Below are 22,594 nucleotides of genomic sequence, written 5' to 3' on the forward strand. Positions count from 1 at the left end.
CGGACTCACCGGAGAGATTCGGGGGGAGATGATTCGACTGGGGACTGTGTGTCGGGGCTGACCTGTTCTACGCGGTCGACACCGTCACTCAGGACCTCTGGTGGCTTCGATACTCGCCGTGCTCGGCGTCGGCTTTGATTTTATGGACGAGTATTTCTTCGCTCTCGAGTGAACCTCTGTCGGCGGATTTTGCCGGACGTTCTTGAACGAGATGATTGGGATTTAAGCGCGTGCCTTCCCCTCCCACGGATGGAATGAAGCTTCACGAATATCAGGCGAAGAATATCTTCGCCGAGGCCGGGATTCCGGTACCCGAGTCCCGTCTTGCGTCGTCTGTCGACGAGGTTATGGAGGCGGTCGAGGACATCGGATACCCTGCTGCCATCAAGGCGCAGGTACACGTCGGTGGGCGTGGCAAGGCCGGCGGTATCAAAATCGCCATGGACGAAGACGAGGCACGGCAGGCCGCCGAGGACATCCTCGGAATGGACCTCAAGGGCTACACCGTCGAGAAGGTCCTCGTCGAGGCTGGCGTCGACTTCGAGAACGAACTGTACGTCGGTATCACGATGGACCGCAGCGAGGGCAAACCCGTCGCGATGGTCTCGACCGAAGGTGGCGTCAACATCGAGGAAGTCGCTGAGGAAAACCCCGACGCCATCGCACGCGAACACATCGACCCCGCGTTCGGCCTGCACCCGTACCAGGCCCGCAAGGTCGTCTTCGAGGCTGGTATCCCGCGTGACGTTGCGTTCGACGTTGCCTCGTTCCTCTCGACGCTCTACGACCTCTACGAGGCCAACGACGCGTCCGACATCGAAATTAACCCCGTGATGATTACTTCGGACCGCGACGTGGTGGCCGCGGACGCCGTCATGAACATCGACGACGACGCGCTCTTCCGCCACGACGACCTCGCGGCGATGGAAGAAGACTCCTACGAGGACGAACTCGAAGCCAAGGCCGGCGAGTACGGCTTCGACTACGTCCGTCTGTCGGGCAACGTCGGTATCATCGGCAACGGTGCCGGACTCGTCATGACGACGCTCGACCTCGTGGACTACTACGGTGGGACGCCCGCGAACTTCCTCGACATCGGCGGCGGTGCGAAGGCAGAGCGCGTCGCGAACGCGCTGGATATGGTCTTCTCCGACGAGAACGTCGACTCCGTCGTCTTCAACATCTTCGGCGGTATCACCCGCGGTGACGAAGTCGCCAAGGGTATCAACGAGGCACTCGAGCAGTTCGACGAGATTCCGAAACCGGTCGTCGTCCGCCTCGCGGGCACGAACGCCGAGGAAGGGATGGAGATTCTGAACACCGACCTCGTGCAGGTCGAAGCGACGCTGGAGGACGCCGTCCAGCGTGCTGTGGAGAACGCCAAGGAGGTGGCCCAATGAGCATTTTCGTCGACGACGACACGCGTGTAGTTGTACAGGGTATCACTGGTGGGGAAGGCAAGTTCCACACCCAGCAGATGATGGAGTACGGCACGAACGTCGTTGCCGGTGCAGTCCCCGGCAAGGGCGGTCAGGAAGTCGAAGGCATCCCCGTCTACGACACCGTCGACGAGGCCGTCGAAGAGGAAGACGCGAACGCCTCTGTCGTGTTCGTCCCGCCGGCGTTCGCTGCCGACGCAATCTTCGAGGCCCTCGACACGGACCTCGACCTCGTCGTCGCCATCACGGAAGGCGTCCCGACGCAGGACATGGCCAAGGTCAACAAGCGCCTCTCCGAGGTCGACACCCGTCTCATCGGCCCCAACTGCCCGGGTATCATCACGCCCGGTGAAGCCAAACTCGGTATCCTCCCCGGCAACATCTTCGAGGAGGGCAACGTCGGTCTCGTCTCGCGCTCCGGCACCCTCACGTACCAGGTCGTCTCGAACCTGACCGAGCGCGGCATCGGCCAGACCACCGCCATCGGTATCGGTGGCGACCCCATCATCGGCACCTCGTTCATCGACGCGCTCGAAGCGTTCGAGAACGACCCCGACACCGAGGCCGTCGTCATGTGCGGTGAGATTGGTGGCGAAGACGAAGAGCAGGCCGCGAAGTTCATCGCCGAGAACATGGACACGCCGGTCGCTGGCTTCATCGCTGGCCGCACGGCACCGCCGGGCAAGCGCATGGGTCACGCTGGCGCTATCGTCTCTGGTTCCGGCACGGGTACCGCGGAGTCCAAGATTAACGCCCTCAACGACGCGGGCGTCCCCGTCGGCGACACCCCGAACGAAGTCGCCGACCACATCGAAGACTTCCTCTAAGTCTTCCCTCGCTATCTTCGTTTTAGCTGCGTTCCGCACATCCCACAGCGATTGCTTCCGACTATATTCGGCGCGCCGCACTCCTGACAGACGACCATTCGCTCGCGCGACTTTTCCTGTGCAGTCTGGAGGAACAGCGTCGGGTCGACCGTCGTCCCGGCATCTTCGACATTCTCGTCGAGTCGGTCGACGACCCGTTCGACGAGCGCGTCGTCCCGCATGCTATCGAGGAGGCGGACGAACCCGACGAACAGGAGCGACGGGGCCGCAATGCAAAAGCCCGCAACGAGCAGGGGGACGACGAAGTCCATGTGTGGTCGTGGCACTCGATGTATCTATGGTTGACGTCCGTCCGTCAGCCGTACAGTTCAGACACCTCACACTACTGTTATCGGGCTTGATACTCAGAGGCTCGGATTTATCGGTGAAATTCGACTGGTACACTGTAATGGCCGGAAACATCGTCGAGGAAGTCGAGTCTCGGCTTCCCGATGCGATTACGAAGAGCTACATGCGGCGACTCGTCTCCGCGATGCTGCTCGTCTCCGTTCTCGTTGCTGGTGTTGGGCTGGTTCAGTTCCAACAGACAGCGGCCAGCATCAACGAAGACGCTCGCGGCAACTTGCTCACCGAGGCCGAGCGTCAGGGTCTCCAGGTGAACTCGTGGATTGACGAGCGGTCCAGACTCGTCAGCATCGTCGCCGCCGACCCGTCGGCGGGGAGCACCACCGAAGACCGCTCCTCGCAGGCGTTGTCGAAGGCGAAAGAAGATATGCCGTCGGACGTGGCAGCGCTCCACTTCATCAACACCGAGACGACCGAAGTGCTCGGGTCGTCCGAAGACACTGCTGTCGGCACGAAACTCTACGAAGGTGGCGAACTCCCGCTTCCCGAGCGCGCCGACCTCTCCGACGACGACGTGGAACGAACCACGGTGTACGTAAAAGACGGCATCGCCTACATGGCGTTCGTCGCACCGCTTCCCTCTATCGAACCGCAGGCTATCGTCCTCGTGGCCGAAACCTCGTCACTCGGCTCCGCATTCAGCGGGGGCGTCGAGGGGAGTTTCACCCAACTCGTCACGCAGGACGGCACCGTCGTCTACGACGGCGGTGGCGGCCAGTCCGGCGTCTCGTACCCTGCTGCCGACGCCGCAGCACTGGACGATGCCTTCACTGGTGAGGCCGGTGTGAGTCGCCTCGCCCCTGTTGAGGGCTTCGTCTCGTCGCCGCACGTCGTCGCCCACGTCCCCATCGACGGCGGAGACGTGCTTCTCCTGCATGCACCCGCCAGTGCCGTTTTCGCGCAGTCGCGGGCCATCGGCATGCAGTTCGGGCTACTCCTGTTCATGAGTATGCTCGGGTTCGTCGGATTCGCGCTCATCATCCGCGGCAACACCGCCAAACCGCTCGTCGAACTCGCGGACACCGTCTCGATGCTCCGCAGTGGCGACCTCGACGTGGAACTGGAGACGGACCGTGACGACGAGTTCGGGCAGGTCGTCCGCGGTATCGACAACCTCCGCAATGACTTGCGCGACCAGCGAGCAGACGCGCGTCGGTACAGCGAGTCGATGGGGAAGGCCGCTGACGGCGACCTGACCGTCCGGTTACCTACCGACTCGGAGAGTCAGGATATGCGACTCGTCGCCGAGGCCTACAACGAGATGATGGACGACATCGAACAGACGCTCGGAACCGTCGTCACCTTCGGCGAAGAGGTGGCGACGCTCGCAAATCGCGTCGCATCGCGGGCGGACGAAGTTTCCACCGCGAGCGAGGAGGTTTCCGAGTCCGTCCAACAGATTTCCGACGGGGCCACCCAGCAAACTGAAAGTCTCATGGCGGTTTCCGACGAGGTCAACGACCTCTCGGCGTCTATCGAGCAGATTGCCTCTGCGGCGGACGAACTCGTCCGACTCACCGAAGCGGCGGAGACCCGCTCGCTCGACGGCCAGTCCGCCGCGACCGAGGCGCTCGACGATATCGACACGATTCGTGACGAAACCGAGGCGACCGTCACGGAAGTCCAAGCGCTCGACGAGAAACTCGAAGCAGTCGGAGACATCGTCGAGGTCATCACCGAAATCGCCGAGCAGACCGACATCCTCGCGCTCAACGCCAATATCGAGGCCGCTCGCGCGGGCGAGGCGGGCGAAGGTTTCGCCGTCGTCTCCAACGAGGTCAAGCAACTCGCACAGGAGACGAAATCCTCCGCAGCCGATATCGAGAGCCTCATCGAGGAGATAGAAGTCCAGCGAGACGCCGTCGTCTCTCGTATCGAACGCATGCGCGCCCGCGTCGAAGAGGGTGCAGATTCGGTCGACGACGCCCTCACTTCCTTCGACGGCATCGTCGAGCGGGTCGAAGAGACTACCGCTAGCGTCCGGGAGATTTCGGATGCGACGAGCAGTCAGGCGAACTCCTCGCAGGAAGTCCTCGCCATGACCGACGAGATTGCGGGCATCTCCGAAGAGACGACCGCAGAGGCGGAGACTGTCTCGGCGGCCGCACAGCAACAGACTGCTGCGATTAGCGATGTCAACCAGGATATCCGCGAGCTTTCGACGCACGTCGTCCACCTCGACGAACTCCTCAGAGAGTTCGACGTGTCCGACGGCGAGGCAACTATCACGGACGACCAGTCAGCCGAAAACAACCAGCCGACTGAGGGCAACGACACCGCTGAAGAACGTACCGACCGCGCTCCCGACGCCGCCGACTCTCCCTCGGCGGACGAACAGACCGACGCGCCAAACCCAGCGGACGACTAACCATGCGAGTCGACGAGGCGATGACCGACGAGGTGGTGACGGTGGACGAAGCGACGACTGTCTCCGACTGCGCTCGGGCCATGCTCACGAACGGGACGGGAAGCGTCGTCGTAACCGTCGACGACGACCCCGCCGGAATCGTCACCGAGTCGGACATCCTCTGGGCGGGTGTCGCGATGGACGACTGCCTGTCGGGGATTCCAACGCGGACGGTCATGTCTCACCCCATCAAGTGGATTCGTCCGACTGCGACGGTGCGCACCGCCGCAGAGAGAATGCGCGAGGAGGAGGTCAAGAAACTCGTCGTCGTCTCCGACTCGGAGATGGTCGGCATCATCACCGTCAGCGACATCGGATACCACGTCTCGGATGTGGCCCGCGGCGTAACCGACGCCATGGGACTCAAGAAGCGGTGGGAGTCCGACCGACGGTTCCGGTAGCGTCGCCGACCCCACCCCCACTGACGAAGAATTGATATCGAACACGCGCTTCTAGCTGACAACAGTGCGCGAGAGAGTGGCAACGGTCCGAGCGAAGGTGACGGCACTTCCAACACGGGTTCGCTCGGGCATCGAGCGAGCCATCGCCGAAGACCACACGCCGAACGAAATCGCCGTGAGCTTTGCGTTTGGTGCCCTCGTCACCGCACTTCCGACCGCCGGAACCGCGTTCGCCATCTTCGCGCTCGTCGCCTACTTCGTCGACCGGGCGAGCAAACTCGCACTGGTCGCGTCGCTCGTCGTCTTCAACCCGCCTGTCAAGTGGGCGGTCTACGGCGCAAGCTTCTGGCTTGGTTCGTTTCTCCTCGGTCCGATTCCCGGTGCCTCCGTGTCGGACGTGTCACTCAACGCTGGCTTCGATATCGTCCTTCGACAACTCCTTGGGAACGCGATTCTGGCTGTCGCGCTCGCGGCACTCGGGTACGTGGTAACGCTCTCCCTCACGCGGTTGCATCAAAAGCGAGAGTTTGGTGGGTTGGACGTCGTGGCCGCGGACGACTAACGGATTGAGACGGCCGGGTTGTGGCGTACACTGACTGGCAGGAAGGGAGCGAGGTGCGTATCGGTGGCTGCGTTGCCCACGACGCCCATCACTCCCTCCGAGTTCTCAACACCCGTTCGACGGGGGAGATTTGCTCAGCGTTCGACGGCTACGGTTTCTGTCTCTCCAACCAATCTATGAGCGTGTTTCGGTCGTCTCCGGATTGCTCGGCTTCGATGAGTTTCGATATGTCCAAGTGTCCTCCCTTGACGCGCTCTTTGACCTCCTCTACGGTTCCCGAAACGATGGCCTCGTAGTCCATCGCTGTTTGTTCGGCAGTTGCCGGTATCGAACTTCCGTTGGTTGGTACCGAGGGGCGACCAGCGTCAGTCTTCTCCGTGAACGTTCTCTCAGGAGCCCGTCTTGGGGACCGTCCGCCCGGAGACACGCCCTCCTTCGTCGACGGCCCATCTCTTGCCGCTGGTCTCGTTACGGGCGCTCCGCCAGCGTCGGTCACTTGACCCGTAGCAGTAACGTCCTTCTTTTCTTTGGTCATAGACGCTGTCAACGACCGAGGAGCAGCACCTCCATCGACGGTTTGTTCCGAATCTCTCGGCGTTTGTTTCGGTGCTGCCCTGTGAGTCGTCGTGTCTTCTGGGCGTGTCGGACCGGTGCTGGGTGCTCCACCTGCGTCGGTGGCCTCTTCGCGCGCCGCCTTCGTCGATACGGATTCCTCGCGAACACCTGTCTTGAACGTCTCAGTCTCGGCCTCCTCGTCCGTCTCGATTATAATACGCATTGTCTGTTCACCTCTAGTTCAGAATCGCGTATCTGGCCTCGACCTGGACGCTCTCGCCCGTGGTGTTTTGAATCGATATCCAGTACGTGATATCGTCGCTCGATGCGCGTTCGACTTCTACGTCCCAGTCGATCTGTGGACCACCCTTCTCGGGTGACGTGGGAACGACATACCACGTGACGTGCCAGCCCTCGGGCCACCCCCAAGTGAACCAGCGTTGACTGCTGTTTGCCGGGACGGTGCCGCGGAATTGAACTCCTGTGTTCATGGTCGTGTCTCCGTGTGTGTTCGGTCGTGTCGACTGCTCGCGTTCGTGAATCGGTTCATCCGTTATGTCTCCCCGAGGACAGCGTAGCGGGCCTCAACATCCACCGACGAACTGGTCTTGTTCGTGATGCTGATCCAGTAGGTGATGTTCTCGTGAGTGGCTCGCTCGACCTCCACGTTCCAGCCAATTTGGGGTCCTCCGCGGTCAGGCGTCGTCGGGACGACAGTCCACAAGACGTGCCACTGTGCCGGCCATCCCCACGTGAACCACCGGCGTGTACTGTTCGCCGGAACGGTCCCACGGAACTGGACGCCGGTCCAGTTGCTGGTCTGCAACGCATGGGGGATCAGTTCCCGGAGGTCCGGTCGGTTTCCGATTCGCTGTGAACTGGGTCGGCCGGGTGCGTCCTGCTGAGGCGTGCCCGTCGAACGAAGTAGTTCGCGCGCTCGCAGCGGACTGAGTTGGGCTTGTCTGTCCCGCCGCAAGATTCCTTGCACGCAGGCCAGCGCACCGACGACGATGGGTGAGGCACTCGAAGTCCCGCTGAATCGGTCGGTGTACCACTCGTTTTTGTCCGACCCGCCTTGGAGATCGCCGTATCCCGTGGTGGTCACCTCTCGGCCCCAACCCTGAGCATCGAGTATGCTCCCGTAGTTAGAAAAGCCAAGACGCGACCGGTCAGGACCCCAATCGTTTCCGTGGGTTCCCTGCGGCGGTGCACCAGCGCCGACAACGATAGCACCCGAGTCTCGGTCTCCCCGCCGGAACGGATTACTCCAGTCGGAGGGGAACCCCGAGGGCTTGTTGTCGTAAATCGAGTCATCGAGGTTTTCATCGCCGTTCCCAGCAGCTTCAACGACGATTACACCCTTCGCAACGGCATATCGGATGGCTGCCCAGTCGTCGGGCCACCATTCGACGGCGATATACCCGTCTTGGTCGCTCCGGTGCTGGAAGTTGTGTCGTGGTCCCGGTCGGTGGATCTCCAGCAGCATGATGTCGCCACGGTGCAACCGATTCGCTGCGAGTCGAATTGCCCGTGCCGTCGCCATGGAGAAGGCGACAGCGCTGACGTTGGCCTCGGATGCGATACCGGTAACCCCGAGTCCGTTCTGGTCACCGCCGATTTCACCGATGACGGCAGTCCCGTGGTTGTCGTACGGCGAGTTGCTTCCGCCAACCACGCCTCCCTGGTTGTTCTGGTGGTCTTCGTGGCTGAAGTTCCAGCCCCACTCCAAGTCGATCACGTCGACTCCCTGTCCTCTGCCACCGGAGAATTGCCACGCATAGCGGGCATCGATACCATCGGGGGCGGCATCGAGGTATCCCTGTCGTGGCGTGAAGTCCGGCGTGCTCACGGGTGGCGACTCCATGACCGGAGTCATGTCGTTGAGCGCTTCGACTTCGGTCTCTCCGACCGCCTCCGCTGGTTCGGCTGCCGGTTTCACGTAGGCGGATTCGACCGCATCGAGTTCGTTCAACCGTTTGGCGACCGCTTCCATCCGGTCTTCGTCCGCGTGAACGTTGTAATACAGCGATAGGTCCGGAACGTCGATGTCCGACTCGGAAGCAACAGCGTCTACGTCGGCACGTAAGCGCTCTTCAGTCGTTCCAAAGAGTGGTTCGATACTCGCACCTTCGTCGTCGAGGACCTCCGACAAGGGATTGAGGTCAACACCTGTGGCCGAGGTCAGGCCTTCGGGTCGTGCCCGTAACTCGACATCGGGCTTGGCGACCATGACCAGTTCTGGTTTCCCTCGTACCTCTTTTGATTCTCTCGTATTCGGGTTCATTGCTGGATTTACTACCTCCTTTCTCTGTGGTGCGCCTGTTCCACCTCCTCGATTGGTCCCGACCCCTCTTCGCGAGGTACACCACGTGGAATGTCACCACGATTGACATTAATATTTGTCAATTGAGTGTAAGTAGTAATAAATATACAATAAATTGAGAGTTCTCGATGTGTTGCTTAGGCAGGGCTGTCGATTCGTCCGATTGACTCGTGGAGTCCCGTTTGGTTCAGCCGAGTTCGATTCAGACGAAGAGAGGTACAAAGCGGAAGTCGGCGATGTCATTCCTCCTTTACTCACTACGTTCGCTCCGCTCGTCGTTGCGAGGAATCAGAAACTGAGTTGGGGCAGATTTGAACTTTGGTCGCTCCGCATCCGCTTCGCTCCCGAGTTCAAACCTTTTGCAACCACACACTTCGACATACGCTCCTCGCTTCGCTCGTCGGTAGTGTCGAAGAGAAGTGGGTTGGGGCAGATTTGAACTGCCGGCCTCCTCCATGTCAAGGAGGTGTCATAACCAGACTAGACCACCAACCCTGGTTAGTGCGAACATCGTCCAGAGACCGAAGCGCAGGAAGATAGTGGGTTGGGGCAGATTTGAACTGCCGGCCTCCTCCATGTCAAGGAGGTGTCATAACCAGACTAGACCACCAACCCGGTTATGGTGCTTCCTACGCTCGTTTGGACGCATTCCTCCGTTGTCCGGGGTTACAATTTAAGCTTTCGAATCGGACCACGTGGGGCGATTCACCCGGTGGAACGCCCCACACCGTCGCACACCGCAATCCCGGTGACTCAAAAAGGCCCCTCCACCCGCCGTTTGCGGCGAATCTCGCCAGCCCGACACGCTTAAGAGAGTGTACGGATTTGTACATCGTAACCCGAACACGTACACTGGTGATTACAAATGCAGGATTATATTCGGCGCGTTACAGAAGGGTCGGACCTGACGGTCGAGGAGGCACGCGACGCTGCGAGCGTGGTCTTCGAGGATGCAACCGAGGCACAAATCGGTGCACTCCTCTCCGCACTGCGCGCGAAAGGCGAGACTGAAGCCGAGATAGCCGGGTTCGCACAGGGGATGCGCGACGCCGCGTTGACCATCAAACCCTCCCGCGGGCCGCTCGTGGACACGTGCGGGACCGGCGGCGACGACTACGACACCATCAACGTCTCGACGACGAGTGCGCTCGTCGCCGCGGGCGCTGGCGCGGCCGTCGCCAAGCACGGCAACTACTCCGTTTCTTCTTCTTCGGGGAGTGCCGACGTGCTGGAAGTCGCAGGCGTGAACATCGAAGCCGAACCCGCATCTGTCGAGAAATGCATCGACGACAACGGCGTTGGCTTCATGCTCGCTCCCGTATTCCACCCCGCGATGAAGGCCGTCATCGGCCCGCGCAAGGAACTCGGCATGCGGACCGTCTTCAATGTCCTCGGCCCGCTGACGAACCCCGCCGGGGCCGACGCGCAGGTCCTCGGCGTTTACGACCCGGACCTCGTCCCGATGATTGCCCTCGCACTCTCGCACATGCCGGTCGAGAACGCCCTCGTCGTCCACGGGTCCGGAATGGACGAAATCGCGCTTCACGACGCGACCACTGTCGCCGAAGTCAACGGTGAAGAAGTCACCGAGTACACGCTCACACCCGCCGACCTCGGACTCGAACAGGCACCCATCGAGGCCGTCGCTGGCGGGACGCCGCAGGAGAACGCCCGCGACCTCGAAGGAATCCTCACGGGCGACGTGACCGGTCCCAAGCGCGACCTCATTCTCGCAAACGCGGGCGCGGCAATCTACGTCGCCGGTCTCGCTGACTCCCTCGAAGATGGTGTGGAGGCCGCCCGCGACGCCATCGACACCGGGGCGGCCGCCGCGAAACTCGACGCTCTCCGGGAGGCGTAGATGGTCCGCGTGAAAGTCTGCGGCGTCACCCGCGAGTCCGACCTCGACGCAGTCGCCGCGTCCGGCGCGGACGCAGTCGGGGTCATCGCGGACGTGTCTGTCGACACACCACGTGCGGTGTCTGTCGCACGCGCCCGCGAACTCGTCGCGTCGGCACCGCCGTTTCTCACCACGTCGCTCGTGACGATGCCCGAGTCCGTCACTCGCGCCCGCGAACTCGTCCGCGAGATTCGTCCGGACGTACTGCAACTGCACGCAGACTTCTCGCCGGACGAACTCGCCTCGCTCCGGGAGGAAGGTGCTCGCGTCGTCCCCGTCGTGGAGGCGACCGACCTCGAACGCGCACACACAGTCGCCCCCTCTGCAGACGCGATTCTCGTCGATACCCCGTCCGAGTCTGGCGGTGGTGGCACCGGAGAGACGCACGACTGGGACGCCTCGCGTACTCTCGTCGAAGCCGTGGACGTGCCAGTGATTCTCGCAGGAGGCCTCAACCCGGAAAACGTCGCCGAGGCGGTTCAGACGGTCCAACCCTACGGCGTGGATGTTGCGAGCGGCGTCGAAGCCTCCGGCGGCGTGAAAGACCACGATGCAGTACGCGCGTTCGTCGCGGAAGCGACCGGAAAGCGCCGGGAGGTATCGGCGTGAGTCGCCCACAGACCGACCGCGAGACGTTTTTCGACCTGCTTGCCGACTACGACGAACCTGTCGTCACGCACCTCGTCACTGACCTCGACGTAGACGTGGACCCGCTTGCGGCGTACACGGCGCTCGCAGAGCGCAGCGAGTACGGGTTCCTCCTCGAAAGCGCCGAGAAGGTCGCCTCCAGCAACCCGCAAGGCGCGTTCTCGTCGCCCGCGACCACCGCGGACTCGCACGCCCGCTACTCGTTCGTCGGCTACGACCCCGAAGCGGTCGTGACGGTAGGTCCCGACGGCGTCGACGTGACGGACCTCGGCGGCCCCGCCGCGGAATTCGTCCGCGAGGCCGACGGCGACGTGCTGGACTCGCTCCGCGGGGCACTCCCCGACCTGCCGCGCGTCAACTTCCCCGAGACCGACCGCCAGACACTCACCGGCGGACTGGTCGGCTTCCTCGCCTACGAGGCCGTCTACGACCTCTGGTTGAACGAAGTCGGCCGCGAACGCCCGGAGACGAACACCCCCGACGCGGAATTCGTGTTGACAACGCGGACGCTTGCGTTCGACCACGTCGAGGACGCGGTGAAACTCGTCTGCACGCCGGTTGTGACGCCCGACGACGACGCCGAGGACGTGTACGATTCGGTCGTCGCCGAGGCCGAGCGCGTCGCCGAGAAACTCGCGTCGGCCGACGACCCGAACCCCGGTGGGTTCGAGCGCACGGGCGAAGAGGCCGAGTCCCGAGACTCCTACGAAGCGGCCGTCCGCGAGACGAAACAGCACGTCCGCGACGGCGACATCTATCAGGGCGTCATCTCGCGGACGCGGCGACTCTACGGTCAGGTAGACCCCGTCGGCTTGTACGCCTCGCTCCGCGACGTGAACCCGTCTCCCTATATGTACCTTCTACGGCACGGCGACAGACGTGTCGTCGGGGCGAGTCCGGAGACGCTCGTCTCGGTTCGCGGCGACCGGGTCGTCGTCAACCCCATCGCGGGGACGTGTCCCCGTGGCTCCGGTCCCGTCGAAGACCGCCGTCTTGCGGGTGAACTCCTCGCAGACGACAAAGAACGCGCCGAGCACACGATGCTCGTGGACCTCGGTCGCAACGACGTACGCCGGGTCTCCAAGCCGGGAAGCGTCCGCGTCGAGGAGTTCATGAGCATCATCAAGTACAGTCACGTCCAGCACATCGAATCGACCGTCTCGGGGACGCTCGACACCGTTTCCGACGGTGACAAGGGTGCCTCACCGGGCCGACAGACACAGTCTGTCGACGCCTTCGACGCAACGCGTGCAACCTTCCCTGCCGGGACGCTGACCGGCGCGCCGAAGGTTCGCGCGATGGAGATTATCGACGACCTCGAAGCCGACCCACGCGGCGTCTACGGCGGCGGTGTCGGCTACTACTCGTGGACCGGCGACGCCGACATGGCCATCGTCATCCGTACCGCGACAGTCGAATCCGACGGCGACGAGGACGTTGTGACGGTCCGCGCGGGAGCGGGCATCGTCGCCGACTCCGACCCCGCGTCGGAGTACGACGAGACCGAACAGAAGATGGGCGGCGTCCTCGACGCGCTTCGGAACATCGAGTACACCCCGGAGGTGTCACAATGAGGCGCATCGTCGTCGTGGACAACTTCGACTCGTTCACGTACAATCTCGTGGAGTACTTCTCCGAACAGACGGTCGACGGGGAACCGCTCGACATCGAGGTCCGAAAGAACACCGCTTCAATCGACGAGATTCGGGCGCTCGACCCAGATGCGCTTGTCATCTCGCCGGGGCCGGGACACCCGAAGAACGACCGCGATGTGGGCGTGACGACCGAGGTGCTTCGCGAGCTTTCGACCGAGATTCCGACACTCGGCGTCTGTCTCGGTCTCGAAGCCGCGGTCTACGCCTACGGCGGAACCATCGGCCACGCGCCAGAACCGATTCACGGGAAAGCCTACCCTATCGACCACGACGGCGCAGGTGTCTTCACCGCGCTAAACGAGGGGTTCCCGGCCGGTCGCTACCACTCACTCGTCGCTACCGAAGTGCCGGACTGCTTCGAGGTGTCGGCGACGACTGACCACGACGACGAGTCGCTCGTGATGGGTGTCAGGCACACTGACTACCCCATCGAGTGCGTTCAGTTCCACCCCGAGAGCGTTCTCACGGGGTCGGGACACGGCGTCGTCAGGAACTTCCTCTCGGCAGTCGCTGGCTTCGAGGTCGCATAGCGGGTCTGTCCTGTCGAACTCAGAGCGCCCACACGTGCTGTGGCTCCGCTACCAGAGCCTCCCTGCGCTGGTTAGAAGGGGCTAAGGCCGAAGAACGACAGCAACAGCAGCGCGCCGATGATGACGGCGGCGATGGTGACGAGTCGCCACGCGATTTTCAGCACCAGTCGGCCCACGAGGATGACAACCGCGATAGCCACGAGGACGAGGAGCAGTTGTCCGAGCTGACTGCCGAGAAAGCCACCAAATTGGAGCGGCACGGCGGTGAGGGATTCGACTACCATATCTGAACATGACACCCGACGCGAGAATAAGCTTGTGGGGGACGCAGTGCCCCGTTTTCGGGCGTGACTCGACCCCTAAATCGCCGCGTAGACCGGCCAAATATCCTCGACTCATTTCAACATATGAAATCTGATACTTCTTGAACTGTCGTCTGTCGGTGTTGCCTTTATATCCTCCTCGTTGATGCGGGACATCCCACCATGTTACTCTTTCAGAATCGTTTGCTCCCCCCTCGTATTCTACTGGATATCTCGCCGATGTCTGCTGATTTTCCGTATCGATATTTCACTTCCACTCCGCTCTGGCTACCGTTATGTGCTCGGCCGTCTTCCATCTAAACTGTGCACTTCGGACCGGGTCGTTATCCCCTGACACAATTGAACGAAATGTGATAATTCAGGGCCGAAAGTCCGAAGCCTTAACCGACCACATCACACAGACCAACATCGTTACCCATGCGCGGAACTATTCCACACGTACGACGACACTTCACCCGGACACGCTTCGGGTGGGAGGGACAGTAGATGAGCAACGCCGAACTCTCCGCGGACGAACTCGTCCTGCCGGTCAAGCGGACCGAAGGCGACACGCTCGCCGAGCGGATGACGGGCAACGCTTACGACAACATTCTTCCCGCCCGTTATCTTCGGAAGAACGCCGACGGCGACCTCACCGAGACGCAGGAAGACCTCTTCCCGCGTGTCGCGAAGAACATCGCCCTAGCCGAGGCCGTCTTCGAGGCCGAAAAGCAGGGAATCGAGATTACCGTCACGCCGGACCTGCTGAAGCCTGACCACCCGCGCCGCGACGAACTTGCCGCGGAAGTCTTCGGCAAAGGCGTCTCCGCCGACGACGTGGACACCGAGACGACGCTTTCTATCTACAACGTCAACAAGTTCGCCTACGAAACGCTCGTCCCCGAACTTCCGGGGGACGTTCGCGAGGCCGTCGTCGACAAGCGCGAGACGTTCCAGGACATGATGGAACAGCTCTCCTTTATGCCGAACTCGCCGACGCTGATGAACGCTGGCGACGAACTCCAGCAGCTTTCGGCGTGTTTCGTCGACTCGCCCGGCGACGACATCACGGACATCCACCAGACGGCGAAGGAGGCCGCAGAGGTCTTCCAGTCCGGCGGTGGCATGGGCTACGCCTTCTGGAAACTCCGCCCCTACGGTGACGCGGTCGGTTCGACCGGCGGTATCGCCTCCGGCCCCATCACCTTCATGCGGACGTTCGACCAGATGTGTGAGACCATCGCGCAGGGCGGTGCCCGCCGCGGTGCCCAGATGGGCGTCATGCGCGTCAGCCACCCTGACGTGATTCAGTTCATCCACGCGAAGAACAAGGACGTCTCGCTCGCGCACACGCTCCGTCTGAACGACCCCGACGACTTCACCCACACCAAGTTCGCCGACGCGCTCGAAGAGGCGCGCGAACTCATCGACGAGGACGGCCGCGTCCCCAAGCATCTCCGCAACGCCGTCGAAGGCCACCTCTCGAACTTCAACATCTCTGTCGGCGTCACCGACGACTTCATGGAGGCGCTGTACAACGACGAGGAGTTCGTCTTCACCAACCCACGCACGGAAGAACCCCACGTCGCCACGCCGCAGACCAAGGAAATCTACGAGATGTTCGACCTCGGCCACCACGTCGAAGTCGGCGAAGTGCTCTCCATTCCGGCCGCCGAACTCTGGGAGCAGATTATCGACGGTGCCTGGGAGAACGGCGAACCCGGCGTCGTCTACCTCGAACGCGCGAACAAGCAGCACTCCTTCGACGTCGAGAAGCACCCCGACCACCGCATCCTCGCGACGAACCCGTGCGGCGAACAGCCGCTCGAAGAGTACGAGGCGTGTAACCTCGGCCACATCAACCTCTCGACGCTCGTCGACATGGACGCGCCCGACTGGCGCGTCTGGTACGACGCCCACGGCGACGAGTACGACGACATCTCGGACGCAATCGACGCCTTCCTCGAAGACGCCATTGACTGGGACGAGTTCGACCACCGCATCGAGTACGGCACGCGCTTCCTCGAAAACGTCGTCACGATGTCGGACTTCCCGGTCGAGAAAATCGAAGAGAAGGTCCGCGAACTCCGCAAGATTGGGCTCGGCATCATGGGTCTCGCGCAGCTCTACATCCAACTCGGTGTCCGCTACGGCTCCGACGAGGGTAACGAGATGGCGCGGCAGCTCATGACCCACATCAACCACCAGTCCAAGTGGGCCTCGCACGAACTCGCCGAAGAGCGCGGTCCGTTCGAGGCGTGGGAAGACTCCAAGTACGCGAACCCGACGGAGTACCGCGAGTGGTTCGAACACCACACCGGCGAGTCCGCCGACGACTGGGAAGACGGCTTCCCCATCCGCAACCACAACACGACGACCATCGCCCCGACGGGCACCACCTCGATGGTGTCGAACACCACCGGTGGCTGTGAGCCGATTTACAACGTCGCCTACTACAAGAACGTCTCCGACGACGTGCAGGGCGACGAGATGCTCGTCGAGTTCGACGACTACTTCCTCCGCGTGCTGGAGGCAAACGACATCGACGTCGAGGAGGTCAAACTCGAAGCACAAGAGCAGATGGCCGCAAACGAGTTCGACGGCGTCGAAGGTCTCTCGACGGTTCCGGACGCCATCGGTGAACTGTTCGTCGTCACGTCCGACCTCACCGGCCTCGAACACGCAGGCGTCCAGTGCGCCCTGCAGAAGGGCGTCGACTCCGCCATCTCCAAGACCTGTAACTTCCCCAACTCCGCCAGCAAGGCGGACATGGACGAGGTCTACCGCTACATCTACAACCACGGTGGCAAGGGCGTCACCGTCTACCGCGACGGTACCCGCTCGAAGCAAGTCCTCACCACGCGTGCGAAGAACACCGAGTTCTCCGACGACGAAGAGGCGGCCGAGGCCATCGTCTCGCAGATTCGCGAGGTCTTCGGCGACGTGGATGCCTTCCTCGAATCCGAGGAAGTCTCCGACCTGATTGGCGACGAACTCGAACTCGCCTTCGTCGACTCGCCCAGCGAAGTCGGTAAGAAGCGTCCGCGTCCGGACGTGCTCTACGGCGTCACCCAGCGCATCGACACCGGCTACGGGAAGCTCTACGTCAACATCAACGAAGACGAAGACGGCAACCCGTTCGAACTGTTCGCCAACATCGGCAACTCCGGCGGCTTCACCGCGTCCTTCACCGAGGCGCTCGCGAAGACCGTCTCCACCGCGCTCCGCTCGGGTGTCGACCCCGAGGAGATTGCGAACGAACTGAAGGGTATCCGCAGTCCGAAGGTCGCCTGGGACAAGGGCGAGCAGATTAACTCCATCCCGGACGCTATCGGCACCGCGATGCGCCGCTACCTCGACGGCGACATCGACAAGGGCTACCCGCAGCAGAAGAACCTGACCGAACTCGAAGCCGAGGCCGCCGAGTCGGGCAACACCGACGGCGGCGTCGCAATCGACGCGGGCGACGCAGACGGCGCGGACGTGCAGTCCGACGCCACGGCCGACCTGCTGGCAGCGGGCGAGAGCCCCGAGTGTCCCGAGTGTGGAGAGATGAGTCTCTACTACTCCGAGGGCTGCAAGACCTGCCAGAACTGCGGCTGGTCCGAGTGCTAAGCACGCGGTACGACGTACCCAGCGCTGATTGACTCGGTCGGCCCGAAATTCGGGCCGACGTTCCGCTCGTTTTCTTTCGACGCCGAACCCGCCGACGTTGATGCAACCCACCGACGTTGATGCAACCCACCGACGTTGATGCAACCCATCTACGCGATGCGTTCGACCTGTACGAGCGCCGCGGGGTCGTCCCAACCGTAGATGGCGGGGTCGAGGTCACCGTCTCCGGTGATGCCGCCGTGGGGCATGATGACACCGTCTTCCGCGAGGTCGGGGTCACTCATTCCGGTCCCGTCTACCCCACCGTCGATTCCGTAGAGGGCCTGCGCAGGGGGGACCATGTCTTCGTACATCTCGGTGTTCATCTCCGTTCCGGCGTCGTAACTCGACGCGAAGTACGACCGCGACTCGTTGACTCGGTCCGGGAGGGGAACGGTGTCGAGACCGGTGAAGCCGTCGTTCGTCCCGATGAGCATGCTGACAAAGGAGAGGAACGCGCCGCTGGCGTCCGTCTCCAGTTCGAGCGTGGTCGTGTAGGGGAACTGCGCGCTGGCAGGGAGTTCGGTCGGAACGGGGGGTGCCCCGCCGACGGCGACGCCGCGAACGTCACCCGAGTTCTCGGCGAATTCGGTTAGCGGGCCGAGGTTCCCGTTTTCGGCGACTTCCTGAATTTCGTCGCTGGCGGGGTCGCCGACAGCGAACAGTTCGGTGCTGGCCTTGTGTGCGACCACTGCTGGCGGGGTGAAGGGCTGGCCGTTCGTGAGATTTGCAACGGTGACGCGGTAGGTTCGTGCGGACTGGTCGCTGTTGCCGATAGCGTTCTGCCCGGGAATCGTCGTCTCGCCGAGGCACCCGGCGAGCGCGGTTGCGATGCCAGCGCCGGTCAGTCCCAGTACGGTTCGTCGTGTCGTCTGCGGTGTCGTGTCGTCGGTCATGGTCGCTCCTGTGTGGTCAGAATCCACGGGAAGAGAGACGATAGACGAGCTAAAGGGGGTTTTTCGAGATTCGGACCGAGTCTCTGTCGAGTTGGGGTAAAATCGGTACCAAATTCGGGCCTGCGACCGCCCGCCCAGTGGGTCGCTATCGCATCGTGACGTGGTCGGCTACCGCATCGTGACGTGGTCGGCTATCGCATCGTGACGTAGGTCAGGAAGCCGAGCGCGACGAGTTGGAGGCCGCGGAGGACCAACACCGCCTGCTGGACGTGCGGGTCGACGGAGTAGAGGCTCTGCATCGTGAAGAAGAAATACAGCGCGAAGGCGTTCTCGACGAGCATCACCACTGCGAACGCGAGGAGACCCAAGACGAGGGACGTCCGGAACGTCCGGTAGTTGCGAACCCACACGGCGGTCAACGCCGCGAGGAAGACGATGTTCACGCCCGAAAGGGCGCTTGCGACCATAATTTGTGAGCCCATAGCCATGATGTCAGTCCATATGCTCCGTGATTTGTTCGAAAGTGTCGCGGTTGTGCTCGAACTGGTCAGTCAGGAAGTACAGTCGCCCGTACTTGTTGTCGCCGCCCTCGACGACGCCGTGTGATTCGAGCATGTCGAGGTGGTGTCTGATTGTCTTGTAGCCGACATCGAGTTCGTCGGCGAGGCGGTTTGCGTTCATCGGATGGTCGGACAGCGCGCGGATGATTCGAACACGGTTCTCACCGCCGCGCGTCGCCGTCAGTAGGTACCAAAGCGCCTTCTCCATCGACTGTTCGTTTTATTGATTCGTCGGCGGGTGTAATATTCCCACGGGTACGGTTCGGCGCGGTACAGGAGTGAGTCCGGGTGGAGCCTACATGAGGATTGTTCCACATCAGTACCAAATTCGGGGTGAGTTTCCGCCGGGCACATCCGACAGCACCGTCCGCAACTGGCAGTAAGTCATATGTCTATCCAGTCCTACGAAAACTTCGTATGAACGACGAGTCCGGTCGGGACGCGTGTACAATCGACGCACCGAAGGGGCGACCCTGTCCCTTCTGTGGCGCGTCGATGGACCATCGACACTGTAAGTACGTCTGTCCGGAACACGGCGTCGTCTACGACTGTAGCGATACGTTCTGGTAACGTGAGTTGACAAGACAGATACACAGTACAACCTCGACCTTGTCACCGAATTAGAGGGGAAACACCACGGCAGCGCGAAGTGTTATGCTGTCTGCTGCCGAATAACCGAGCAAGATTGCGCGCGGCCCACACGTCTCGCTTACTCGGTCACGCGGTATACGAAACGATGCTCAACGAATCACAGGTCGAAGCCGGAAAGCAAATCCAACAGCGGACGGGAAAGACGTTCTACTTCGCGACTCGACTCCTCCCACAGCGAGTCCGTCACGCGACCTACGTCCTGTACGCGTTCTTCCGCGTCGCCGACGAAGTTGTCGATGCGGAGGTAACCGCCCCGCCCGCCCAGCAACGAGCGCGACTCGAGCAACTCCAAGCGGAAGCACTCGGCGAGCGCGAGACCGACGACCCGGTGCTGTCGGCGTTTTCTGACCTCCGTGAGCGATACGGAATCGACGCCGAGGACGTGAACGCCTTCATCGACGCGATGGAGTCGGATATCGAGAAAGACCGCTATGCCACCTACGAGGAACTCGAAGCGTACATGGACGGGTCGGCGTCCGCCGTCGGGCGGATGATGACCGCCGTGATGCGACCTGACGACCCGGAGGCGGCCCTCCCCTACGCGACGGCGCTGGGGCAGGCCTTCCAGATGACGAACTTCCTCCGCGACGTCGGTGAGGATGTCGAAGAGCGCGACCGGGTCTACCTCCCAGAAGAGACGCTGACGCGCCACGGCGTAGACGCAGAACAGATTCTGAACCGTGAGTTCGACGAGTGCGTCGCCGCCGCGATGCGAGACGAACTTCGACGGACCGAAGCGCTCTATCGAGCGGGCGTCGCCGGTATCGAGTACCTCCCGGTGGACTGCCAGTTTGCCGTGCTCCTCGCGGCGGTCCTGTACGCCGACCACCACCGGTCGATTCAGAACCTCGGCTACGACACGCTCTCGACCACGCCCGAGTTGAGCACCACCCGGAAGGTGGCACTCCTCGCGAAGACGGCGGCGTACTGGGCAGTGTGGCGCGACCCGGTCGCCGTGTTCAAAGCCGTCAGCGTCGTTCCGTACCACGACGAGGACGAACTGCAGGCCGACTTCGGTCCCGGGTCGACGCCCGCATCGCAGTCACAGAATCGCGGTCGGCTCTCAGGGTGGCTTCAGTCGCTACCGCTTTGGGGGTCAGACTGAATCGCTTCTGTCCGCTCCAGTCGCGTCTTTCTCGCTGATTACGACCGCCACGGCAAGCGCCGCGGACCCCTCAGCAACCGCGAATCGAATCGCTCGGTTCGAAGCAGGCCGACGCCGAACAGTCCCGCGACGAGGACGGGAATCCAGTTTCCGAACCAGAGGTTGATGCCGCCCCAGAGGATGACGAAGCTCACGAGGTCGTCGAGCATGAATTCGGTGCGGTCGAGTCGGGCGAGGAGCGCGTCGCGGTCGAACGCCCAGTCGAGGACGACCACCGCAATGGTCGCGCTAACCACCCATCCGGCGTAGTTCGAAAGCGGGACGCCGTAGAAGAGCACGGCGTCCGGGCCTAATCGGTAGTACTCCCAGAAGCCGAGTGCGACGGCACCGGGGTCGAGAACGACGTCCATCGCAAGGACGGTGGCGGTGACGACGCCGAGGCGGACGGCGGTGTGTTTCGCTCGGTCACCGAGGAGGAGCAGACACAGCAAGTAGGCGTTCATCACGAGCGGGATGAAAAACACTGGCAGCCCAACGGGGACGCCCGCGACGGTCGGTCCCAACTCGACGCCGTATTCGAACCAGCCGTAGGGCCACCCGGTCGTGACGCCGGTATACTCGATGGCGTAGGCGTAGGCGGTGAGCGCCCCGACGCCGAGGGCGGCCCGGCGCGTCACCAGCGGTAGGACGCCGACGATAAGCGGCGAGCGCATCACGAGCGTCCCGAGGAGGATGAGAACGGCGTTGAACGCCACCGGCTCCGGGAGCCAGCCCATCGCGCTGGCGACGAGGAGGACCGCACCGTTCAGCGGGAAGAATACCGAGATGGTAAAGCGGTTCTCCCGGACGATGCGGTCGAGCGTGCGCTCGGCCTCACGGCGGGTCCGCGGAAGGTGGAGACGAGAGTCACCCATAGACGACACCCCAGAGTGCCCCGACGGTGATGAGCATGCCGACGACGGTATTGAGAATCGGGAACCACCAGTACGCCCGCGCAACGTCCACGTCTGACAGCGCCACACCGAGAACGAACAGCGGATAGATGGCGAGCAGGCCAGCGAGACGACCATCGATAGTCGCGAACGAGGCAGCGGCGAGCGTCCACACGACCGCGCAGTAGGCGTACGTGCGACCTTCGCCGAGAGCGGTCGCAGTCGTCTGAATTCCCGCCTCGCGGTCGGGGTCGATGTCCGGAATCGCGGAGAACGTGTGCATGGCCATGGTCCAGAGCCACGCGCCCGCGACGGCGAGGGGTGGCGGGTTCACGCCCGCGACGGCGGCGTAGGCGGCCACGCCGGGAAGAATGTACAGCCCATTCGAGAGTGAGTCAAGGAAGGGTGTCGTCTTGAACCGGAACGGCGGTGCGCTGTACTCGACGGCGAGGAAGAAGTGTGCGGCGAGCCAGGGCCCCGCGAGTGCGGGCACGAGCGTAATCACGACGGCCCCGAGCACGCCGCTGCCGATGACGATGGCGAGGTTGATTTGGTCGTCGCGCCAGCGCGCTTCGCGGTCGTCTTTCTTTGGATTCGCCTCGTCTACGTCCGCGTCGAACAGGTCGTTGATGCCGTAGAGAAAGACGTTCGCCGGGACGAGGAAGTACGCAAAGAGAACGAACACCTCGGGGGAAAGTAAGTCGCCGAGCGTCGTCGCGGCGGCGGCCGCTCCGACGAGGACCGGCCCGGCGAGATAGAGCCAAAAGCGGGGGCGAGAGAGGACCACCAGGTAGGAGAGTCGGTCCACCGGACCGCGGTACGTCGGGGAAGGGGTCGCCATA

The 22,594-nt window shown here is 62.5% G+C and carries 22 protein-coding genes and 2 tRNA genes; 12 read left to right on the forward strand and 12 right to left on the reverse strand.

Annotation, left to right across the window (positions count from 1 at the left end; translation table 11 throughout):
* Nucleotides 1–254: 254 nt before the first annotated feature.
* Together sucC and sucD are read left to right on the forward strand one after the other, a co-directional pair.
* Nucleotides 255–1,400: an ADP-forming succinate--CoA ligase subunit beta gene (sucC, locus tag ACH9L7_RS01475; RefSeq protein ID WP_396611979.1), complete on the forward strand. Its 1,146-nt coding sequence runs from the start codon at nt 255–257 to the stop codon at nt 1,398–1,400.
* A complete protein-coding gene (gene sucD, locus ACH9L7_RS01480) occupies nt 1,397–2,266 on the forward strand; it encodes a succinate--CoA ligase subunit alpha (RefSeq protein ID WP_396611980.1) in 870 nt (289 codons plus the stop codon). Before sucC ends, sucD begins: the two co-directional genes overlap by 4 nt.
* Nucleotides 2,267–2,277: 11 nt before the next feature.
* Here sucD and ACH9L7_RS01485 read toward each other — a convergent pair whose 3' ends face one another.
* On the reverse strand, nt 2,278–2,577 hold the full coding sequence (locus tag ACH9L7_RS01485; RefSeq protein ID WP_396611981.1) for a zinc ribbon domain-containing protein: 300 nt from the start codon (nt 2,575–2,577) through the stop codon (nt 2,278–2,280).
* Nucleotides 2,578–2,714: 137 nt separating this feature from the next.
* Here ACH9L7_RS01485 and ACH9L7_RS01490 point away from each other — a divergent pair, with 137 nt between their 5' ends.
* The 3 genes from ACH9L7_RS01490 (at nt 2,715) to ACH9L7_RS01500 (ending at nt 6,041) form a co-directional block, all read left to right on the forward strand.
* Nucleotides 2,715–5,039: a methyl-accepting chemotaxis protein gene (locus ACH9L7_RS01490; RefSeq protein WP_396611982.1), complete on the forward strand. Its 2,325-nt coding sequence runs from the start codon at nt 2,715–2,717 to the stop codon at nt 5,037–5,039.
* 2 nt (nt 5,040–5,041) lie between these two features.
* A complete protein-coding gene (locus ACH9L7_RS01495) occupies nt 5,042–5,479 on the forward strand; it encodes a CBS domain-containing protein (RefSeq protein WP_396611983.1) in 438 nt (145 codons plus the stop codon).
* Between the two features lie 64 nt (nt 5,480–5,543).
* The gene (locus tag ACH9L7_RS01500) at nt 5,544–6,041 is read left to right on the forward strand and encodes a DUF2062 domain-containing protein (RefSeq protein ID WP_396611984.1); all 498 of its coding nucleotides are present in this window, start codon (nt 5,544–5,546) and stop codon (nt 6,039–6,041) included.
* 148 nt (nt 6,042–6,189) lie between these two features.
* On the opposite strand, the gene ACH9L7_RS01505 is transcribed toward ACH9L7_RS01500, so the two are convergent.
* From ACH9L7_RS01505 to ACH9L7_RS01525, 5 genes are all read right to left on the reverse strand, one after another.
* Nucleotides 6,190–6,819, reverse strand: a complete 630-nt coding sequence (locus ACH9L7_RS01505; RefSeq protein ID WP_396611985.1) for a hypothetical protein — start codon at nt 6,817–6,819, stop codon at nt 6,190–6,192.
* Between the two features lie 13 nt (nt 6,820–6,832).
* A complete protein-coding gene (locus ACH9L7_RS01510; protein WP_396611986.1) occupies nt 6,833–7,087 on the reverse strand; it encodes a hypothetical protein in 255 nt (84 codons plus the stop codon).
* A 62-nt stretch (nt 7,088–7,149) separates the two neighbouring features.
* The gene (locus tag ACH9L7_RS01515; protein WP_396611987.1) at nt 7,150–8,880 is read right to left on the reverse strand and encodes a S8 family peptidase; all 1,731 of its coding nucleotides are present in this window, start codon (nt 8,878–8,880) and stop codon (nt 7,150–7,152) included.
* A 459-nt stretch (nt 8,881–9,339) separates the two neighbouring features.
* A tRNA-Val gene (locus tag ACH9L7_RS01520) sits at nt 9,340–9,414 on the reverse strand.
* 45 nt (nt 9,415–9,459) lie between these two features.
* Nucleotides 9,460–9,534, reverse strand: a tRNA-Val gene (locus ACH9L7_RS01525).
* A gap of 250 nt (nt 9,535–9,784) precedes the next feature.
* On the opposite strand from ACH9L7_RS01525, the gene trpD reads away from it, so the two are divergent.
* The 4 genes from trpD to trpG are packed head-to-tail and all read left to right on the forward strand — an operon-like array spanning nt 9,785 to nt 13,652.
* On the forward strand, nt 9,785–10,780 hold the full coding sequence (gene trpD, locus ACH9L7_RS01530) for an anthranilate phosphoribosyltransferase (RefSeq protein ID WP_396611988.1): 996 nt from the start codon (nt 9,785–9,787) through the stop codon (nt 10,778–10,780).
* Nucleotides 10,781–11,428 carry a phosphoribosylanthranilate isomerase gene (locus tag ACH9L7_RS01535; RefSeq protein ID WP_396611989.1) on the forward strand — a complete coding sequence of 216 codons (648 nt, stop codon included), beginning with the start codon at nt 10,781–10,783 and terminating at the stop codon, nt 11,426–11,428. It abuts the gene before it with no gap.
* Nucleotides 11,425–13,041 carry an anthranilate synthase component I gene (gene trpE, locus ACH9L7_RS01540; protein WP_396611990.1) on the forward strand — a complete coding sequence of 539 codons (1,617 nt, stop codon included), beginning with the start codon at nt 11,425–11,427 and terminating at the stop codon, nt 13,039–13,041. The genes ACH9L7_RS01535 and trpE overlap by 4 nt, the downstream gene beginning before the upstream one ends.
* Nucleotides 13,038–13,652, forward strand: coding sequence for an anthranilate synthase component II (gene trpG / locus ACH9L7_RS01545; protein ID WP_396611991.1), 615 nt, complete (start codon nt 13,038–13,040; stop codon nt 13,650–13,652). Before trpE ends, trpG begins: the two co-directional genes overlap by 4 nt.
* 71 nt (nt 13,653–13,723) lie before the next feature.
* On the opposite strand, the gene ACH9L7_RS01550 is transcribed toward trpG, so the two are convergent.
* Nucleotides 13,724–13,936, reverse strand: coding sequence for a hypothetical protein (locus ACH9L7_RS01550; RefSeq protein WP_396611992.1), 213 nt, complete (start codon nt 13,934–13,936; stop codon nt 13,724–13,726).
* A 525-nt stretch (nt 13,937–14,461) separates the two neighbouring features.
* On the opposite strand from ACH9L7_RS01550, the gene ACH9L7_RS01555 reads away from it, so the two are divergent.
* A complete protein-coding gene (locus tag ACH9L7_RS01555; protein WP_396611993.1) occupies nt 14,462–17,569 on the forward strand; it encodes an adenosylcobalamin-dependent ribonucleoside-diphosphate reductase in 3,108 nt (1,035 codons plus the stop codon).
* A gap of 149 nt (nt 17,570–17,718) precedes the next feature.
* On the opposite strand, the gene ACH9L7_RS01560 is transcribed toward ACH9L7_RS01555, so the two are convergent.
* The 3 genes from ACH9L7_RS01560 to ACH9L7_RS01570 form a co-directional block, all read right to left on the reverse strand.
* Nucleotides 17,719–18,504 (reverse strand): spondin domain-containing protein, encoded by a 786-nt coding sequence (locus ACH9L7_RS01560; RefSeq protein ID WP_396611994.1) that lies wholly within the window; start codon nt 18,502–18,504, stop codon nt 17,719–17,721.
* Nucleotides 18,505–18,695: 191 nt separating this feature from the next.
* Complete coding sequence (locus ACH9L7_RS01565) at nt 18,696–18,992, reverse strand: hypothetical protein (RefSeq protein ID WP_396611995.1); 297 nt, start codon at nt 18,990–18,992, stop codon at nt 18,696–18,698.
* Between the two features lie 4 nt (nt 18,993–18,996).
* The gene (locus ACH9L7_RS01570; protein WP_396611996.1) at nt 18,997–19,272 is read right to left on the reverse strand and encodes an ArsR/SmtB family transcription factor; all 276 of its coding nucleotides are present in this window, start codon (nt 19,270–19,272) and stop codon (nt 18,997–18,999) included.
* A 209-nt stretch (nt 19,273–19,481) separates the two neighbouring features.
* Here ACH9L7_RS01570 and ACH9L7_RS01575 point away from each other — a divergent pair, with 209 nt between their 5' ends.
* Together ACH9L7_RS01575 and ACH9L7_RS01580 are read left to right on the forward strand one after the other, a co-directional pair.
* Nucleotides 19,482–19,634 (forward strand): HVO_2523 family zinc finger protein, encoded by a 153-nt coding sequence (locus ACH9L7_RS01575; RefSeq protein WP_396611997.1) that lies wholly within the window; start codon nt 19,482–19,484, stop codon nt 19,632–19,634.
* 166 nt (nt 19,635–19,800) lie between these two features.
* The gene (locus tag ACH9L7_RS01580) at nt 19,801–20,820 is read left to right on the forward strand and encodes a phytoene/squalene synthase family protein (protein ID WP_396611998.1); all 1,020 of its coding nucleotides are present in this window, start codon (nt 19,801–19,803) and stop codon (nt 20,818–20,820) included.
* A 38-nt stretch (nt 20,821–20,858) separates the two neighbouring features.
* Here ACH9L7_RS01580 and cruF read toward each other — a convergent pair whose 3' ends face one another.
* Both cruF and ACH9L7_RS01590 read right to left on the reverse strand, forming a co-directional pair.
* Nucleotides 20,859–21,734 carry a bisanhydrobacterioruberin hydratase gene (cruF, locus tag ACH9L7_RS01585; protein ID WP_396611999.1) on the reverse strand — a complete coding sequence of 292 codons (876 nt, stop codon included), beginning with the start codon at nt 21,732–21,734 and terminating at the stop codon, nt 20,859–20,861.
* Nucleotides 21,727–22,593 (reverse strand): prenyltransferase, encoded by an 867-nt coding sequence (locus ACH9L7_RS01590; protein ID WP_396612000.1) that lies wholly within the window; start codon nt 22,591–22,593, stop codon nt 21,727–21,729. The genes cruF and ACH9L7_RS01590 overlap by 8 nt, the downstream gene beginning before the upstream one ends.
* Between the last annotated feature and the right edge of the window lies 1 nt (nt 22,594).

The sequence above is a fragment of the Haloferax sp. S1W genome, from assembly GCF_044593955.1.
Lineage (GTDB): Archaea > Halobacteriota > Halobacteria > Halobacteriales > Haloferacaceae > Haloferax.

Excerpts from the sequence above, each read along its gene's own strand:
- ACH9L7_RS01505 (WP_396611985.1), bottom strand. The coding sequence starts at position 6,819 with ATGCGTATTATAATCGAGACGGACGAGGAGGCCGAGACTGAGACGTTC.
- ACH9L7_RS01485 (WP_396611981.1), bottom strand. The coding sequence starts at position 2,577 with ATGGACTTCGTCGTCCCCCTGCTCGTTGCGGGCTTTTGCATTGCGGCC.
- ACH9L7_RS01575 (WP_396611997.1), top strand. The coding sequence starts at position 19,482 with ATGAACGACGAGTCCGGTCGGGACGCGTGTACAATCGACGCACCGAAG.
- ACH9L7_RS01590 (WP_396612000.1), bottom strand. The coding sequence starts at position 22,593 with ATGGCGACCCCTTCCCCGACGTACCGCGGTCCGGTGGACCGACTCTCC.
- sucD (WP_396611980.1), top strand. The coding sequence starts at position 1,397 with ATGAGCATTTTCGTCGACGACGACACGCGTGTAGTTGTACAGGGTATC.
- sucC (WP_396611979.1), top strand. The coding sequence starts at position 255 with ATGAAGCTTCACGAATATCAGGCGAAGAATATCTTCGCCGAGGCCGGG.
- ACH9L7_RS01535 (WP_396611989.1), top strand. The coding sequence starts at position 10,781 with ATGGTCCGCGTGAAAGTCTGCGGCGTCACCCGCGAGTCCGACCTCGAC.
- ACH9L7_RS01570 (WP_396611996.1), bottom strand. The coding sequence starts at position 19,272 with ATGGAGAAGGCGCTTTGGTACCTACTGACGGCGACGCGCGGCGGTGAG.
- ACH9L7_RS01580 (WP_396611998.1), top strand. The coding sequence starts at position 19,801 with ATGCTCAACGAATCACAGGTCGAAGCCGGAAAGCAAATCCAACAGCGG.
- trpG (WP_396611991.1), top strand. The coding sequence starts at position 13,038 with ATGAGGCGCATCGTCGTCGTGGACAACTTCGACTCGTTCACGTACAAT.
- ACH9L7_RS01555 (WP_396611993.1), top strand. The coding sequence starts at position 14,462 with ATGAGCAACGCCGAACTCTCCGCGGACGAACTCGTCCTGCCGGTCAAG.
- ACH9L7_RS01510 (WP_396611986.1), bottom strand. The coding sequence starts at position 7,087 with ATGAACACAGGAGTTCAATTCCGCGGCACCGTCCCGGCAAACAGCAGT.
- ACH9L7_RS01490 (WP_396611982.1), top strand. The coding sequence starts at position 2,715 with ATGGCCGGAAACATCGTCGAGGAAGTCGAGTCTCGGCTTCCCGATGCG.
- ACH9L7_RS01565 (WP_396611995.1), bottom strand. The coding sequence starts at position 18,992 with ATGGCTATGGGCTCACAAATTATGGTCGCAAGCGCCCTTTCGGGCGTG.
- ACH9L7_RS01560 (WP_396611994.1), bottom strand. The coding sequence starts at position 18,504 with ATGACCGACGACACGACACCGCAGACGACACGACGAACCGTACTGGGA.
- trpD (WP_396611988.1), top strand. The coding sequence starts at position 9,785 with ATGCAGGATTATATTCGGCGCGTTACAGAAGGGTCGGACCTGACGGTC.
- cruF (WP_396611999.1), bottom strand. The coding sequence starts at position 21,734 with ATGGGTGACTCTCGTCTCCACCTTCCGCGGACCCGCCGTGAGGCCGAG.
- ACH9L7_RS01550 (WP_396611992.1), bottom strand. The coding sequence starts at position 13,936 with ATGGTAGTCGAATCCCTCACCGCCGTGCCGCTCCAATTTGGTGGCTTT.
- ACH9L7_RS01495 (WP_396611983.1), top strand. The coding sequence starts at position 5,042 with ATGCGAGTCGACGAGGCGATGACCGACGAGGTGGTGACGGTGGACGAA.
- ACH9L7_RS01515 (WP_396611987.1), bottom strand. The coding sequence starts at position 8,880 with ATGAACCCGAATACGAGAGAATCAAAAGAGGTACGAGGGAAACCAGAA.